At 63.1% G+C, this 14,688-nt stretch carries 16 protein-coding genes; 14 read left to right on the plus strand and 2 right to left on the minus strand.

Annotation, left to right across the window (positions count from 1 at the left end; translation table 11 throughout):
• The 8 genes from RJQ10_RS00515 to RJQ10_RS00550 all read left to right on the plus strand — a co-directional run.
• A partial coding sequence (locus tag RJQ10_RS00515; RefSeq protein ID WP_350142528.1) for an NAD(P)-dependent oxidoreductase occupies window positions 1–370 on the plus strand: 370 nt, incomplete at its 5' end.
• A gap of 118 nt (window positions 371–488) precedes the next feature.
• Complete coding sequence (locus tag RJQ10_RS00520; RefSeq protein WP_350142530.1) at window positions 489–1,280, plus strand: bestrophin-like domain; 792 nt, start codon at window positions 489–491, stop codon at window positions 1,278–1,280.
• A 95-nt stretch (window positions 1,281–1,375) separates the two neighbouring features.
• On the plus strand, window positions 1,376–2,065 hold the full coding sequence (locus RJQ10_RS00525; RefSeq protein WP_350142532.1) for an SOS response-associated peptidase: 690 nt from the start codon (window positions 1,376–1,378) through the stop codon (window positions 2,063–2,065).
• Window positions 2,066–2,127: 62 nt separating this feature from the next.
• Complete coding sequence (locus RJQ10_RS00530; RefSeq protein ID WP_350142534.1) at window positions 2,128–2,733, plus strand: DUF2238 domain-containing protein; 606 nt, start codon at window positions 2,128–2,130, stop codon at window positions 2,731–2,733.
• A 63-nt stretch (window positions 2,734–2,796) separates the two neighbouring features.
• A complete protein-coding gene (locus RJQ10_RS00535) occupies window positions 2,797–4,068 on the plus strand; it encodes a DUF2254 domain-containing protein (protein WP_350142536.1) in 1,272 nt (423 codons plus the stop codon).
• Complete coding sequence (locus RJQ10_RS00540) at window positions 4,065–5,534, plus strand: esterase/lipase family protein (RefSeq protein WP_350142538.1); 1,470 nt, start codon at window positions 4,065–4,067, stop codon at window positions 5,532–5,534. The genes RJQ10_RS00535 and RJQ10_RS00540 overlap by 4 nt, the downstream gene beginning before the upstream one ends.
• A complete protein-coding gene (gene ftsH, locus RJQ10_RS00545) occupies window positions 5,531–7,336 on the plus strand; it encodes an ATP-dependent zinc metalloprotease FtsH (RefSeq protein ID WP_350142540.1) in 1,806 nt (601 codons plus the stop codon). The genes RJQ10_RS00540 and ftsH overlap by 4 nt, the downstream gene beginning before the upstream one ends.
• Window positions 7,337–7,349: 13 nt before the next feature.
• Window positions 7,350–8,108 (plus strand): hypothetical protein, encoded by a 759-nt coding sequence (locus RJQ10_RS00550; RefSeq protein ID WP_350142542.1) that lies wholly within the window; start codon window positions 7,350–7,352, stop codon window positions 8,106–8,108.
• 21 nt (window positions 8,109–8,129) lie between these two features.
• Here the strand turns inward: RJQ10_RS00550 and RJQ10_RS00555 are convergent, their stop codons facing one another.
• Window positions 8,130–8,648: a DUF4124 domain-containing protein gene (locus RJQ10_RS00555; RefSeq protein ID WP_350142544.1), complete on the minus strand. Its 519-nt coding sequence runs from the start codon at window positions 8,646–8,648 to the stop codon at window positions 8,130–8,132.
• 67 nt (window positions 8,649–8,715) lie between these two features.
• Window positions 8,716–9,099 (minus strand): hypothetical protein, encoded by a 384-nt coding sequence (locus tag RJQ10_RS00560; RefSeq protein ID WP_350142546.1) that lies wholly within the window; start codon window positions 9,097–9,099, stop codon window positions 8,716–8,718.
• A 321-nt stretch (window positions 9,100–9,420) separates the two neighbouring features.
• Here RJQ10_RS00560 and RJQ10_RS00565 point away from each other — a divergent pair, with 321 nt between their 5' ends.
• The 6 genes from RJQ10_RS00565 to RJQ10_RS00590 all read left to right on the plus strand — a co-directional run bounded on the left by RJQ10_RS00565 (window position 9,421) and on the right by RJQ10_RS00590 (window position 14,671).
• Window positions 9,421–10,608, plus strand: a complete 1,188-nt coding sequence (locus tag RJQ10_RS00565; RefSeq protein WP_350142548.1) for an acyl-CoA dehydrogenase family protein — start codon at window positions 9,421–9,423, stop codon at window positions 10,606–10,608.
• Window positions 10,609–10,620: 12 nt separating this feature from the next.
• A complete protein-coding gene (locus RJQ10_RS00570) occupies window positions 10,621–11,715 on the plus strand; it encodes a 3-ketosteroid-9-alpha-monooxygenase, oxygenase component (RefSeq protein ID WP_350142550.1) in 1,095 nt (364 codons plus the stop codon).
• Between the two features lie 62 nt (window positions 11,716–11,777).
• The gene (locus tag RJQ10_RS00575) at window positions 11,778–12,200 is read left to right on the plus strand and encodes an ion channel (protein WP_350142552.1); all 423 of its coding nucleotides are present in this window, start codon (window positions 11,778–11,780) and stop codon (window positions 12,198–12,200) included.
• A 6-nt stretch (window positions 12,201–12,206) separates the two neighbouring features.
• A complete protein-coding gene (locus tag RJQ10_RS00580; RefSeq protein ID WP_350142554.1) occupies window positions 12,207–12,695 on the plus strand; it encodes a GNAT family N-acetyltransferase in 489 nt (162 codons plus the stop codon).
• An 84-nt stretch (window positions 12,696–12,779) separates the two neighbouring features.
• Entirely contained in the window at window positions 12,780–13,868 is a 1,089-nt protein-coding gene (locus tag RJQ10_RS00585; RefSeq protein WP_350142556.1) for a sensor histidine kinase, read from the plus strand.
• Window positions 13,865–14,671, plus strand: coding sequence for a LytR/AlgR family response regulator transcription factor (locus RJQ10_RS00590; RefSeq protein WP_350142558.1), 807 nt, complete (start codon window positions 13,865–13,867; stop codon window positions 14,669–14,671). The genes RJQ10_RS00585 and RJQ10_RS00590 overlap by 4 nt, the downstream gene beginning before the upstream one ends.
• Window positions 14,672–14,688 lie beyond the last annotated feature (17 nt).

Raw genomic sequence — 14,688 nt, forward strand, 5'->3', positions numbered from 1 at the left:
GCACATCAGCCGGGACGGCAAGGATGTGTACTCATGGCAATTGCTGGCCATGGTAAAAATCTTCGGCAGTCTGGCGAGGTGGTTGCGGCTGGTCGAGCTGGACGATCAGGTAGAAGCCTGCCGGCGGGTGTTCGAGAGCGAAACCAGGTGGACGGTGGTTCGAGGCAGTGACCTCGAGGAGGGCGAAACCCAGGGTCTGCCCGTATGGAGCAGGCACGTGGGCGACCCGATGCTGGAGAGTAATCTCACCCGCCGTATTGATTTTGCCCTGTTCATGGTCAGGGCGCTGCAGGATGACAGTCTCATCCGGGAGGCACCCGCGATCGTCGGGTGCCAATCGCCCTCTGCATTGAAGGGCAACAGGCTGTAACCAACACCCACGCCAGGGCTATACTCGACTATCGACCACGGCAGGCTTGCTTCGGCAATTGCCCTTTCATCTTTGCCAGACCGCTGAACCCCTGCATCTTACTCGACAAGGAATCTGCATGAATCAACAGGAGCTACTCTATGGGCACGGCAGTGTAGCCATCGTCGTCATACTTTTCATTGCGATCATTGTGCTCAATGAGGTCGGGTTCAGGATAGGGCGTTTTGTCCAGGCCCACACTGACAGCGAAGCCAAGTCACTGACCGGCTCCATTCAGGCGAGCATACTGGGTTTGCTGGCCCTGTTGCTCGGATTTACCTTCAGCATGTCCATGCAACGCTTTGACAACCGCAGCATGGCACTGATAGATGAAGCCAATGCCATCGGCACCGCCGTACTCCGCGTGCAATTGCTGCCGGAGGAATTCAGGGAGCAGGCCGGCACCCTGTTTCAGGAGTATATCGGTCTACGGGTGGAGATAGGCCAGCTGGACCTTACCAGGGTCGAGGAGCGCGCTGCCTACAATGACCGGATTGGCGATCTGCAGAGCCGACTGTGGGCACTGGCCATCGCCGCAACAGAGGTTGACCCGCGCCCGGTAACGTTGGGAGCATTCGTCAATTCCCTGAATGAGGTCATCGATAGCCAGGGGAAGAGAAATGCGCTGCTGCAAATGCAGGTGCCGGAAGTTGTGCTGATATTGCTGTTTATCGTTTTTATCTCATCGGGCGGAATCATGGGTTACTCGGCCGGGCTGAGCGGTCAACGCATATTCGTGCCGATCGTGCTGGTGTCTACGCTGATCACATTGATAGTTTTCATCATCATTGATCTTGATCGACCCAAACGCGGCCTGATACAGGTAAACCAGAGTGCGCTTGTTGAACTGCTAGACGAGGCCCGGAGATGAATCACCACCGAATACCGGGGCGGCAAGTCTGCCATTGGGGAAATCTGAACCTTCCCGCCCCGGGGCACAGGCCGTAGTCGGGCCATCCCACTCCCATGTGTGGCCGCTTCAACATCACCAACCTGCCCGGGCTCCAGGACCTGATGAATTACCTGGGCATTGACTCCCCGCTGCCCGAGCCGCGCTTCAATATCGCACCCACCGAGGACATCCTGCTGCTGCGCCCGGGACAGGGCGACATGGCCAGGTGGTGGCTGGTGCCTTCCTGGGCAAAGGAGGTGAGCAGCAAATACAGCATGTTCAACGCCCGCGCCGAAACGCTGACCAAAAGCCCCGCCTTCCGCGGCCCGTTCCGGCACCAGCGCGGCGTTGTGCCAATGTCCAACTTCATTGAGTGGCGCATGGAGGACGGGCAGAAGCAGCCCTGGGTAATCACCAACCGGGAACAGTGCATCGCGGTGGCGGCGCTGTGGGATGTCTGGGAAGGTGCGAACCCGCCATTGCTGTCCTGTACCCTGGTGACAACGGAGGCGGCCGAAGCTTTCCGCCCGTGGCACAAGCGGATGCCTGTGCTGCTGACCCGCGAGGAGTGCCTGCGCTGGCTGGACAACGAGCAGGCCATAGCCGTCGACGACAGGATGCTGGCCCCCGCCCTGAAATTCGACCTTGAGCTCTATCCGGTCAACCGCGCGGTCGGCAACTCCACGCGGAAAGACCCCGCCCTCTTCGAGCCAACCGGCCCGCCGGTGAAACTGCGAGGCCCGGTGGCCGGGCCGAAGGCGTAAGGGCGTACCCCGCGCAGTACATAAGGAGCCCTAATCGCGCTAGACTCCAGTCAGGAACAAGAATGCAGGAGTGGCGGGCCATCAAGTATCTGTGGATAGCAATTTTTGCGCTTGTCCTGGTCTGGTCGGGTATCAACCCGAAGGATCAATTCACCTGGCTGCTTGAGGTTGCCCCCGCGATCATTGGAGCGGCACTGCTGGCGGCGACCCGCCGGTCGTTCCCCCTGACGCCGATGCTCTATGGGCTGGTGCTGCTGCACTGCGTGGTCCTGATGGTCGGGGGCCATTACACCTATGCGGAGGTTCCGCTGTTCGACGGTTTGTTCGGCAGCGAGAGAAACAATTACGACAAGGTTGGGCACTTCTTCCAGGGTTTTGTCCCGGCGATCCTGGCCAGGGAGATTCTCATCAGGAAAGAAGTCGTCAATGGGTCGAAGTGGCTGGTCCTGTTTGTGATCTCCGTCTGCCTGGCCTTCAGCGCTTTTTACGAACTCATAGAGTGGTGGGTGGCCATTGCCGCGGGCATCGGGGCCGAGGCATTTCTGGGCACCCAGGGCTACGAGTGGGACACGCAATCGGATATGGCCCTGGCCCTGCTCGGCAGTTGCGGCGCGTTGCTCACCCTGTCTTTCCTGCACGACCGGCAACTGGCGAAACTGACACCATGATTGCGTTGTCACCTTCACCGCACGGAAGACACTGACCGCTGAACCAGGCTCAGGGAAATTGACATGAATGCCATGATTTCGACCGATCGCGCCAGGTTTCTGGTCAACCAGCTCCGCGAGCGACTGTGGGTGAAGCCGTTAATGGTTTGCCTGCTGTCGATTGGCATGGTTTTCGTCGCAAAGCTTTTTGATGACGCCCGACTGGGGCAATTGGTGCCAGAGGTTACAGAGGGCTCGGTTGTCAAGCTGCTGTCCGTCATGGCCTCCAGCATGCTGGTCATTGCCACGTTCTCGGTCGGTTCGATGGTTTCAGCGTACGCGGCTGCAAGCAGCACTGCAACGCCGCGGGCATTCACCCTGCTCATTGCAGACGATGCCTCGCAGAACGCCCTTTCAGCTTTTGTCGGTGCATTCATTTTTTCCATCGTCGCTCTCACAGTGGTTGAGAACGGCTATTACCAGGCAGGGGGCCTTTTCATTCTTTTCGTTATCGCTGCGCTAGTATTCAGCATTGTCATTTTCACCTTTGTCCGCTGGGTTGATGGCATCGCCCGGCTCGGGCGGATGGGGTCGACGCTCGACAAGGTGGAAAGGGCAACGCGTGAAGCGCTGCGACGGCGGCGGGATGCACCAACCCTCGAGGCATGTTTGGCGCGACCTCTCCCCGCCGGACAAGCAGTGTTCGCGACCAGGGTCGGTTACGTGCAACACGTCGACATCGCCGCGCTCCAGGCCTGGGCGGAGAAGGCCGGGACACGAGTAGTCGTGGCGGCCTTGCCGGGCACCTTGGCCACGCCAGACCGGCCATTGGCTTTTATCACTGGTTCTCGTGTTGACCCTCCCGTGCCTGACGACAAGGGCATCATTGCAGCGTTCGGCATCGACACCGAGCGGCGATTTGATGACGACCCAAGGTTCGGTCTGGTTGTACTTTCGGAGATCGCCGGAAAGGCGTTGTCGCCCGCGGTCAACGATCCCGGCACTGCGATTGATGTGGTCGGACGGCTGGTGCGGCTGTTTCTAATGTGGTCCGAATCGACGGCGGCCCAGGATGGGGGTCAACTGCGCTACGATCGGGTGGAGGTGCCGAGGATCTCGATCCGGGATATGTTCGATGACGCCTTTACCACGCTTGCCCGGGACGGAGCGGGTCAAGTGGAGGTTGCAGTTCGGCTGCAGAAAGCGCTGGCCACTCTGGCCTCGCTCGGCGACGAAGAAATGCGCGACGCAGCCAACTATCATCAGCGATTGGCGCTGGAGCGTTGTGCAATTGCGCTGGAACTTCCGGAAGACCTGGCGACCGTTCGCGGCGCGACTGACAGGGAGCACACATGAGCGGATACCTGCCAATCATCTACGTACGCGGTTATGCCGGTAGCGAAGGGGCCGTGGAGGCCACGGTGAACCTGCCCTATTACGGCTTCAACCAGGGCAGTACCCAGGTGCGGACCGGGCCGGACGGCGATCCCGATTTCTTTATCTTCGAGAGCCCGCTGGTCCGACTGATGAAGGATCACGGCTACGCCGATATCTTTGCCCGCGTCGACGACGACGGTGCGGTCCGACTGCTCAATGGTGAGGATGAGCGCTACCGGGAGCAGGGTTTTCCACCCCGCTCGCTCTGGGTTTACCGCTACTACGACCGCAGCTCGGAACGGGTCGGCGACGGCAAGCGGGACGATATCGAGACCCTGGGCAAGAACCTGGGTTTGCTACTGGATTTTGTTCTCAGGGAGACCGGGGCCCGGCAGGTGCACCTGGTCGCCCACTCCATGGGCGGGCTGGTCTGCCGCTCGCTGATCCAGCGGGTGCTGAAGAAAAACGCGCCAAAGCGTGTGGCGCGGCTGTTCACCTACGCCAGTCCGCATCGCGGAATCCACTTCCGCCGGGGCCTGGGCTTCCTGACCAATGTGCGCGATCTACTGGGTCTCAATGATTCCGACACGTTCGGCCCGGTGCGCATGCGCCAGTACCTCGGCTTTCCGCGGGACTGGGACGAGCGACGCCTGCACGAGATCGGCAACCACTTCCCGGTGGAGCGGGTGTTTTCGCTGATCGGTACCAATCACAGCGACTACAACCTGGCCCGCCTGGCAGTGGGGCCCGGCAGCGACGGCCTGGTGCAGATGGACCACGCCTATGTGCACGGCAGCAGCCGCGCCTTCGTCTACCGCAGCCACAGCGGACCCATGGGAATCGTCAATTCCGAGGAGGGCTACCAGAACCTGCAGCGCTTCCTGTTCGGCGATACCAGTGTGAAAATCGATCTTGAGGGCCTGCGCCTGGAGGATGGGTTGCGTCGGGACGAGGACCTGCGCTTCCTGCTGGTGGAGGCCACGGTACTGATCCGGGGTGAAGAAGTGGTGATGACTGACCAGCGCGAGGAACACGGTTCGGCTCTGACAGTGGGCGCACGGGACCTGGAGCAGGGCCACGAAACCCTGTTCCGGACCTATCTCGCCCGCTCCCGCCGGCCGAGCAGCCGCGAGCGCTATTCCCACTTCCAGATCCGCTTGCGCCTGTTGCCGCACTATGTGCGAGAACGCCGGGTGCTCAAGGACCGGCACTACCGCGGAGAGCACCTGTTCCAGGATACGCTGACTGTGGGTATCCGGGATACTGACGGCGGCGAGGGCCGCCTGGTCCGCGCCAGCTGGACCGCGCTGGACAGCGATCTCCCCGGCGCCGGCACGCGGCATCCGCGCAGTGACGATATCCGCTTCGAACTGAAATCCCGCCATCTGCAATCCGGTGCACTGGTGTTGAGAGTCCGCGACGAGAGCGGGGAAGCGCAGTCATGAACAAGCAGCACCAGTGGAACTCCTGGTATCTTTTCGTTGCCGTACTCCTGATCATGCTGTTCCAGAACTGGTGGGCCACCACCCGCAACGTGGAGGTTATCCCCTACAGCGAGTTCCTCAACATGCTCGGTGACGGTCGCATCGTCGAGCTCACGGTGGAGCAGGAGCGGATCAGCGGCCGCTTCAAGGATGCGATCGACGGCAAGCAGTACTTTGTCACCAACCGGGTGGAGCCGGCGCTGGCCGAACAGATCAAGGACTCCGGTGCAATCTTTACCGGCACGGTGCAGAACACCTTCCTCTCCAACCTGGTGTCCTGGCTGCTGCCGCTGCTGGTGTTCCTGGCCATCTGGATGTTTGTCTTTCGCCGCTTCGCGGAGAAACAGGGTTTCGGCGGCATGGTAAATGTCGGCAAGTCAAAGGCGCGGGTGCTGGTGGAACGCGACACCGGGGTGACCTTCGATGATGTGGCCGGGGTCGATGAGGCGAAGATGGAGTTGCAGGAGATCGTCTCCTTCCTCAAGGACAAGGAGCGCTACGGACGCCTGGGGGCGCGGATTCCCAAGGGTATCCTGCTGGTCGGCCCCCCCGGCACCGGCAAGACGCTGATCGCCAAGGCAGTGGCCGGACAGGCCGGCGTGCCGTTTTTTTCCATTTCCGGCTCCGAGTTCGTCGAGATGTTCGTCGGCGTCGGTGCCGCCCGCGTGCGCGACCTGTTTGAACAGGCGCGCAAGGCAGCGCCCTGCATCATCTTTATCGATGAAGTCGACGCCCTGGGGCGCAGTCGCGGACTGGGCGGCTTCGGCGGGCAGGACGAGAAGGAACAGACACTGAATCAGCTGCTGGCGGAGCTCGACGGCTTTGATCCGCGGGAAGGTATCGTGCTGCTGGCCGCGACCAACCGCCCGGAAATCCTCGACCCCGCGCTGCTGCGCGCCGGTCGCTTCGACCGCCAGGTGGTACTCGACCGGCCCGATCGCAAGGGCCGGCACGCGATCCTCAAGGTCCATGCCCAGCGTATCCAGCTCGCCGCGGAGGTGGACCTGGAGCAGATCGCCGGTATTACCCCCGGTTTCACCGGCGCCGACCTCGCCAACCTGGTCAACGAGGCGGCCATAGTCGCCACCCGCCGCAGCGGGCAGCAAGTGGGTACGGCGGATTTCACCGCGGCGGTCGAGCGCGTGGTCGCCGGCGCCGAGCGCAGGGGCCGACTGCTGCAGCCCCACGAGCGGGAGGTGGTTGCCTACCATGAGATGGGCCACGCCCTGGTGGCGGCGAGCATTCCCGGCAGCGACCCGGTGCACAAGGTGTCGATCATTCCCCGTTCGATCGGGGCCCTGGGCTACACCATGCAGCGACCCACGGATGATCGCTTCCTCTTGACCACCCGGGAACTCCAGGACCGCATGACCGTGCTGCTGGCGGGGCGTGCCGCGGAGCTCACCGTGTTCGGCGAAATCTCCACGGGCGCCGCCGACGACCTGGCCAAGGTCACCGATATCGCCCGCCAGATTGTCACCCGCTTCGGCATGACCGAGGCACTGGGCCAGGCAGTACTGGAACGCCAGACCACGAGCTATCTCGGCGACCAGCAGGTCGGAATACGCGAGAAAGACTACTCCGAGGCAACCGCCCGCGAAGTGGACCTGGCGATTCGCGAACTGATCGATACCGCCTACCGGCGAGCCGGGGAGATCCTGGTCGAGCGCCGGCCGCTGCTGGACGAGGGCGCGCAGCTGCTCCTGGACAAGGAGACGCTGACACCGGAAGACTTTCCGGCCCTGGCGCCGGCCAAACAATGACCGAAGGGATTATATGAACACCTCGCGTATCCCGGGCCTCGCGCTGGCGGGCCTGCTGCTGTTTTCCGGTCTCGCTGTCGCCGGACCGCCCCTGTCCGCCGAGGTGGCGCGATGGATCGACAGCCAGGGTGTCGATGCCGCCCGGGAGCGTTTTGCCGAGCTGTGGGCCAGCGCTGCCGATGACTATGAACCGGACCTGGACGCCCTCGCCGATTTGGGCTCGCGCTATCTCCAGGAGGGCAATATCGAAGCCGGTATGGCGGTGATGGAAATGGTATCCATCATCAGCCTCGCGGAACTCGACGCCGCCCTGCAGTCACAGGCGGCCCTGGTGGCGGAGATGGAAGCGGCTGCGGCGGAGATTGCCGCCACAACCGGAGCCCCGGCCAGCGCGCAAGACGGCAGCGCAGGCCAGCAAGCAGAGGCCACAGACCGCGGTCCCGCGCGCGCGGATCTTGAGCGCTTCGCCGGTATCTACGCCAGTGACGAGCAGCCGGACCGACAACTGTTCGTGACCCGGACCTGCGATGGCTTTCTTGTCGCCGGCCCCATGTGGGCGGATGTCGCCGCGTGGCAACTGGGTTCCGAGGGTAAGCAAGTGTTCACTTTCGAGCAGGGTGAGCTGTTCTTCCAGCTGGCGTTCAGCGGCGGCGAGGGCATGCCGCAGATCCTCAACCATAACATTCGCGGGCTCGCCAGCCCGCTGCGGCACCGCGGGCCACTGCCCGGGGACTGGCCACGTTGCCAGCCTGCCGCGGACCCGCCACGCTAAACTCCCGCCGCAGCGGGCCCGTCAGTCCCGGTCACGCGGCAGGATCGGCCGCATCAGCTGTGAATTGGCCGGGGGCCCCCGGGCCTTGATACCGGCGCCCTCGGGTGCGGGCCTCTGGGGTACCGGGTACGGCCGGTGTGGTGGATACGGGCCGGCTCGCCATGGCCTGAAGGGGACCCGCGACGGCAGGTAGAGGTACTCGTAACGCACCTCGGGCGACGCCCGGTGCTGCTCCGCTGCAGCTGTGCTGTCGGACTGCCTCTCTCGCGCCGCCGCGCGCTGCGCTTCCCGCTCACGCCGGTCCGCCGCCATGCGCTCGGTGGTCTCCCGCATGGCCTCCAGCTGCTGCAGGGATTCCGCCGCTGGTGCTGCCTGCGGTGGGTTGACAGCAATGACCTCCGCCGCCGCCGGGTCCGCCGGCGGCTGGTCGGAAAAGCTCACTACCCCCTGCTCATCCACGGTCCGGTAGACCGTGGTGGGGGCTGCCGCCGCAGCACAGGCAAACGCGAGAACACCACTGAACAACAACCGCAGCAGCATACCGGCTCTGAACCTTTGCTTTCCCCAAGGTTCCGCACTGCTGCCAACAGCGGGCGCCACCGACTGGTCAGTAACTGTCGTTGGCCCGACGGCCATCGGCATGTCGCCGTTCCTCTGTCGTTCGCGAATAGATCCGGGACAGCACCCCGCTCATGGTGCGCCGGTCATCGCGTGGGCTCCGCCTGTCGTCATGCCAGCGGTACCGGCACTTGCACTGGATGCGACCGCACTCGGGCAGGGGCAGTAGCGGCGCCTCCATCTGCAGGAAGCGCTGCTTCTGCAGCACTGTCACCGCCGCGCAGGCATCCGGCCCCGGCTCAATGGTGCAGGCGCGGAACGGCGGACGAGGCGCCGATGGCTTGCGGGAAGCACTCGCGCGACGGTGTTTCGAACGCACAGGGGCGGCGTCCTGGCCCAGGGCGGATTTCAGGGTTCGCCAGATGCTGCTCATGACCGCAGTTCTCCAGGCAAGGAAATTAAACGGCTCCCCAGGCAGAACCGGGAGCCAAGCATGTTTACCAGTATAGTCGCTCATCCGTATCGCTCCAGTCCGTCCAGGCCCGCAAACGCCATTCGCCAATCCAGCGCGCGAGGCACAGGAAACTGAACTGCCTGTATTTTCCTGTGCCTCCGGGGCCGGCTCATCTACAGGGCTTGATCTGGATCAATCACGCTCCGCTTTGCCTCGCATATAACGCAGATGAGGTATGAGCTGCCCGTCTGCGGCCCCGCATAGTCGCAGTTATCGGATACCGTCCAGGGGAGAACGACCATGACCGCACAACAACAGACCGACATCGAACGCATTTACAGCAGCGCCAGGAAAATGATCCCGGCGCTCAAGGAACGGCAACAGGAGGCCGCCAGCCTGGGCCAACTGCCAGAGGCGACCGTTCGCGAGATGCAGGAGGCGGGCTACTTCCGCATCATGCAACCGGCCCGCTACGGCGGTTACGAAATGGACCCGGAGGTGTTTTTCCGGGTCCAGATGACCCTCGCCGAAGGCTGCATGTCCACGGCCTGGGTCCTGGGCGTGGTGGCTATCCACAACTGGCAGCTGGCGCTCTTCGATGACCGCGCCCAGCAGGATGTCTGGGGCGAGGACAGCAGCGTGCTGATCTCTTCCTCCTATATGCCGGTGGGCAAGGTCACCCGGGTGGACGGTGGCTACCGCCTGAGCGGCCACTGGGGCTTTTCCTCCGGTTCCAAACACTGCCAGTGGGCCTTCCTCGGAGCGATGATACCCCCGGAAAAGGAAGGCGAGGCACCCGACTACCGCACCTTCCTGGTGCCGCGCAGCGACTACCAGATTGTCGACAACTGGGATGTCAGCGGCCTGGAAGGGACTGGCAGCCACGATATCCTGGTGAAGGACGCCTATGTGCCGGAGTACCGCACGCATCGCTCCCTGGACGGTTTCGAGTGCAACAGCCCCGGCAACGCGGTCAACAGCCACTATATCTTCCGCCTGCCTTTCGGCCAGATCTTCGTCCGCGCGGTCTGCAGCTCCGCCATCGGCGCCCTGCGCGGGGTGACCGACAGCTATGTGAAAGTGAACCGGGACCGGGTGGGCCTCAACGACGGCAACAAGATCGCCAGTGACCCCGACGCCCAGATGGCGCTGGCGAATGCCATTGCCACGGTCGACGAGTGCGAGACCATCATGTTCCGCAATTTCGACCAGATGGTGGCGGCGGCGAAGGAAGACCGCACCCTGCCCATGGAAGACCGCATCAGGATGCGTTTCGACGCCTCCCGGGTGGCCGCAAAATGCGCCGAGGCGATCAATGCCATGTTCATCGCCTGCGGCGCCCAGGGCATCCATCGCGGCCACCCCCTGAACCGGGCGTGGCTGGATATCAATGCCGGCCGCACCCATGTCGCCAACAACCCCTTCAAGTTCGGTCGCAACCTGGGCGGCACCCTGATGGGCCAGCCCAACGCCGATTTTTTCCTGTAACAGGAGAACACCATGACAGTACAACAGAAGATCGATCCCTATATCATCAAGGCCGAGCCCCGCCCGGAGCGCTACGCCCGGGGCTGGTATGTCATCGGCGATACCGCCAGCGTCAGCGCCACGCCGCGCATGCTGGAAGTATTTGGCACCAAACTGGTGGCCTATCGCGGCGAGCGGGACGGCGAGGTGCATATCCTCGACGGCTACTGCCCGCACATGGGCGGCGACCTCAGCAAGGGCAAAGTCTGCGGCAACTCGGTGGTGTGCCCGTTCCACCTCTGGAGCTGGGGCGCCGACGGGGTCTGCGACGATATCCCCTACGCGAAGAAGATACCGGACAAGGCGGTGATCAAATCCTGGCCAACCCTGGAAAAGAACGGCCTGGTATTTATCTGGCAGGACCCGGAAAACAACCCGCCGATTCCCGAACAGGAACCGGAAGCAATGGCGGACTGGTATTCGGGCAACTGGACCGACTGGGAAATGCGCGCCATCCCGATTGCCTCCCAGGGCCGGGAGCTGGTGGACAACATGGCGGACATGGCCCACTTCGGGCCCATCCACTACTCCACGGTGAAGTCGTTCAGCAACACCATGGCGGGGCACAAGTTCGTGCAGTACATGGTCGGCGGCCACCAGATACTCACGGAGAGTGAGGGCGGGCTGCTCACCAGTGTGGCCACTTACGAGGGCCCCGCCTACATGACCACCACCATGAGCGGCAGCATGGATGGCCACCCGATGCAGGTGCATCTGCTGGTGAGCCACATCCCCGTGGACATGCACAACTTCATCATCAATTTCGGGGTCATGATCCGCAAGGATCCGGCGCTGAGCGCGGCCCAGAACCAGGCCATGCTGGATGAATACACCGCGCTCAACATCGAGTCCTTTCACCAGGACGTGGCAATCTGGAACAACAAGTGCATCATCGACAACCCGCTGATGTGCGACGGCGACGGCCCCATCCACCTGGTGCGCAAGTGGTACAGCCAGTTCATGACCAATGTGGCCGATATCCGCCCAGACCAGGTCAAGGCGCGAGAACACGTCACGGTTGAGGGTCCGTCGGTGGCGGAGGTGCTGGCGGCCGGGGACCAGCACTGAAGGGGTGCCGTGGCGCGCGGTTCCGGCTACCATGGGGTCTCCGTCCACGGACACCACGCGCCATGATGGTTTTTCTCGTCAACGGGTTCATCGTTGCTTTCGCGGTGGTCATACACTACGAAGCGCTGCACTGGCTGACCCGCACCCTGCCCCGGATCCCGGTGGTGCACCGCGCGCGAATCGTTCTCGGCGTGCTCGGCGCGCTGGTGGCACATGCCGTGGAGGTGTGGATATTTGCCATCGCCTACTACCTGCTGACCATGCGACTCGGCTGGGGATCGCTGGGCGGCACCTTCGACGGCACCCTGCTGGACTGCGTCTACTTTTCCTTTACCGTGTTTTCAACCCTGGGCTTCGGGGACATTTTCCCGCAGGGTGAAATTCGCTACCTGGTGGGAATCGAGTCGCGTACCGGGCTGGTACTGATCACCAGGGCCCCCACCGTCCTGTTCTACGAGATGCAACGCAACTGGAGTCAAAGCTAAACCGCCATGTCCGAAATCACCATTCGCAAGGCCCGTCCTGCAGACTGCGCCCTGATTCTCCGCTTCGTCCGCGACCTCGCCCTCTACGAGCGAGCGCTGGACGAGGTCGAAGCCACCGAAGCCAGCCTGCACCAGCTGCTGTTCGCGGAACACCCCCGGGTATTCGGACTGATCTGCGAGGTGGGCGGCGAAACAGCCGGGTTCGCCCTGTATTTCTACAACTTCTCGTCCTGGCTGGGGCGGCTGGGGTTGTACCTGGAGGACCTCTACGTGGACCCTGCGCAGCGCGGCAAGGGCGCCGGCAAGGCGCTGCTGCAGTATCTGGCAAGGCAGGCGGTCGCCGAGGGCTGCGGCCGCTTCGAGTGGAATGTGCTGGACTGGAACGAGCCCGCGATCCGTTTCTACGAATCCTTCGGCGCGCGGCCCCAGAGTGAGTGGACAGGCTACCGGCTTGCCGGTAAAGCGCTGCACGCGTTCGCACGCGCCAGCGACTGAGTGCCCGCAGGCTGCGCGATGAAGTGCACCCCGCGTGCGACAAGCCGGGGGTGAAGCGGCCTGCCGAGGGCGTATACTGTTGTCATGCGCACCTCGGAGCTTCTGCAGGACAAGAAAATCCTCTTCTGGGCGCTCCAGTCCGCTGGCTGGAGCGGCTGGGCGGTGTCCTATTACCTCGGCAACACGGTGTGGAGCAAACCACCGGCTGGGTACGAGTTCTACCTGCCCCTGGTGAGCCTGATCGGCATTGGCCTCACCCTGCTGCTGCGCCGGCTGTACCGGCTTACCTGGAACCAGCCGATACCGCGCCGCGCGTTCGCCGTGCTCGCAGGCTCCTACCTCGCGGCGCTGGTCTGGATGGGGCTGCGCGCCACCCTGTTTCGACAGATGTTTCCCGCAGAGCCCCTGGGCAAGGTAGAGGAGGCCTGGTACAACTACTTTTCCGGCACCGTATCGGCATTCTGGGTAATGCTGGTGTGGAGCGTGCTGTATTTCGGGATCAAGTACTACCTGCTGGTTCAGGAAGACAAGGAGCGGCTGCTCAAGGCCATGTCGATGGCCCAGCAGGCCCAGCTGAAAATGCTGCGCTACCAGTTGAACCCCCATTTTCTGTTCAATACGCTGAACGCGATTTCCACCTTGATACTTGAGCAGGAGACGCAGCTCGCCAATACCATGGTCGGCCGCCTGAGCCGCTTTCTGCGCTATTCCCTGGAAAACGATCCCATGGAAAAGGTGACTACTGCCGAGGAATTCGAGGCGCTGCGCCTGTACCTGGATATCGAGAAGGTGCGCTTCGGTGACCGGTTGCAGCTGCATTTCAATCTCGCGCCGGAGGCGCGCGAAGCGCTGATGCCCTCCCTGCTGCTGCAGCCACTGGTGGAAAACTCCATCAAGTACGCGATTGCGACGGCGATTAACGGCGGCAGCATCGGCGTCAGCGCCACGGTGGAGGGAAGTGAACTGGTGCTGGTCGTGGCCGATGACGGTCCAGGACTGGACATGCGCGTTGGCCGCAGCCCCAAGGGCGGCGGGGTCGGGCTCAACAATATCCGCGACCGTCTGCGCGAACTGTACGGGGAACGGCAATCCGTCCGCCTCGGTACCACCGAACCCCACGGCCTGACCACCACCATCAGGCTGCCACTGGAGACAGAGGAAAAGCAGCCATGACTAGCCTGACTGCGATCATTGTCGATGACGAGAGTCTGGCGCGCCGCGGCCTCGCCCTGCGCCTGCAGCAAATCCCGCAGGTGCAGATACTGGCGGAATGCAGCAACGGCCAGGAAGCCCTCGCCGCTATCGCCGAACATGAACCGGAGCTGGTGTTCCTCGATATCCAGATGCCCGGCATGGACGGCTTCGAAGTGCTGGCACGGCTGCAGGCCGACACCCTGCCGATGATTGTCTTCGTCACCGCCTACGATGAGTACGCGGTGGATGCGTTCAAGGTGCATGCGGTGGACTACATCCTCAAGCCGGTCGACGAGCAGCGTCTGCAGGAAGCGGTGGAGCGAGCCCTGGAGCAGCGGGAACAGCAGCAATCGGCCCTCAGCAAAGCCAGGTTGATGGAGCTGGTGATGGGCATGACCGGCGCCAGCGCCCACTCGGTGGAGGCGATGGCTTCGGGCCAGGGGCGCCTGTCCTGGCCGGAGCGGCTGACCATCCGGGACGGCGGCGCCATCAGTTTCATCCGGGTCGCGGATATCGAGTGGATAGACGCGGCCGGTGACTATATGTGCATCCACGCCCGGGGCAAGACCCATATCATGCGTATCACCATGAAAGAGCTGGAGGCAATGCTGGACCCCGCGCGCTTTCTCCGGGTGCATCGCAGCACCATCGTCAACGCCACCGGCATCACCGGCGCCCGCAGCCTGGACAGCGGCGAATACCTGCTGCAACTCGAGAGCGGCACCCAGGTCAAGGTGAGCCGGGGCTGCCGCGAGCGAGTGCGGACTCTGCTGGAAGCCTGAGGACAGAACCTGAAGTC

The sequence above is a fragment of the Haliea sp. genome (assembly GCF_040222615.1).
Taxonomy (GTDB): domain Bacteria; phylum Pseudomonadota; class Gammaproteobacteria; order Pseudomonadales; family Halieaceae; genus Haliea.

What these genes read in the sequence shown, in the direction of transcription:
- RJQ10_RS00520 (WP_350142530.1), top strand. Translation starts at nt 489, where the DNA reads ATGAATCAACAGGAGCTACTCTATGGGCACGGCAGTGTAGCCATCGTC.
- RJQ10_RS00525 (WP_350142532.1), top strand. Translation starts at nt 1,376, where the DNA reads ATGTGTGGCCGCTTCAACATCACCAACCTGCCCGGGCTCCAGGACCTG.
- RJQ10_RS00530 (WP_350142534.1), top strand. Translation starts at nt 2,128, where the DNA reads ATGCAGGAGTGGCGGGCCATCAAGTATCTGTGGATAGCAATTTTTGCG.
- RJQ10_RS00535 (WP_350142536.1), top strand. Translation starts at nt 2,797, where the DNA reads ATGAATGCCATGATTTCGACCGATCGCGCCAGGTTTCTGGTCAACCAG.
- RJQ10_RS00540 (WP_350142538.1), top strand. Translation starts at nt 4,065, where the DNA reads ATGAGCGGATACCTGCCAATCATCTACGTACGCGGTTATGCCGGTAGC.
- ftsH (WP_350142540.1), top strand. Translation starts at nt 5,531, where the DNA reads ATGAACAAGCAGCACCAGTGGAACTCCTGGTATCTTTTCGTTGCCGTA.
- RJQ10_RS00550 (WP_350142542.1), top strand. Translation starts at nt 7,350, where the DNA reads ATGAACACCTCGCGTATCCCGGGCCTCGCGCTGGCGGGCCTGCTGCTG.
- RJQ10_RS00555 (WP_350142544.1), bottom strand. Translation starts at nt 8,648, where the DNA reads ATGCTGCTGCGGTTGTTGTTCAGTGGTGTTCTCGCGTTTGCCTGTGCT.
- RJQ10_RS00560 (WP_350142546.1), bottom strand. Translation starts at nt 9,099, where the DNA reads ATGAGCAGCATCTGGCGAACCCTGAAATCCGCCCTGGGCCAGGACGCC.
- RJQ10_RS00565 (WP_350142548.1), top strand. Translation starts at nt 9,421, where the DNA reads ATGACCGCACAACAACAGACCGACATCGAACGCATTTACAGCAGCGCC.
- RJQ10_RS00570 (WP_350142550.1), top strand. Translation starts at nt 10,621, where the DNA reads ATGACAGTACAACAGAAGATCGATCCCTATATCATCAAGGCCGAGCCC.
- RJQ10_RS00575 (WP_350142552.1), top strand. Translation starts at nt 11,778, where the DNA reads ATGATGGTTTTTCTCGTCAACGGGTTCATCGTTGCTTTCGCGGTGGTC.
- RJQ10_RS00580 (WP_350142554.1), top strand. Translation starts at nt 12,207, where the DNA reads ATGTCCGAAATCACCATTCGCAAGGCCCGTCCTGCAGACTGCGCCCTG.
- RJQ10_RS00585 (WP_350142556.1), top strand. Translation starts at nt 12,780, where the DNA reads ATGCGCACCTCGGAGCTTCTGCAGGACAAGAAAATCCTCTTCTGGGCG.
- RJQ10_RS00590 (WP_350142558.1), top strand. Translation starts at nt 13,865, where the DNA reads ATGACTAGCCTGACTGCGATCATTGTCGATGACGAGAGTCTGGCGCGC.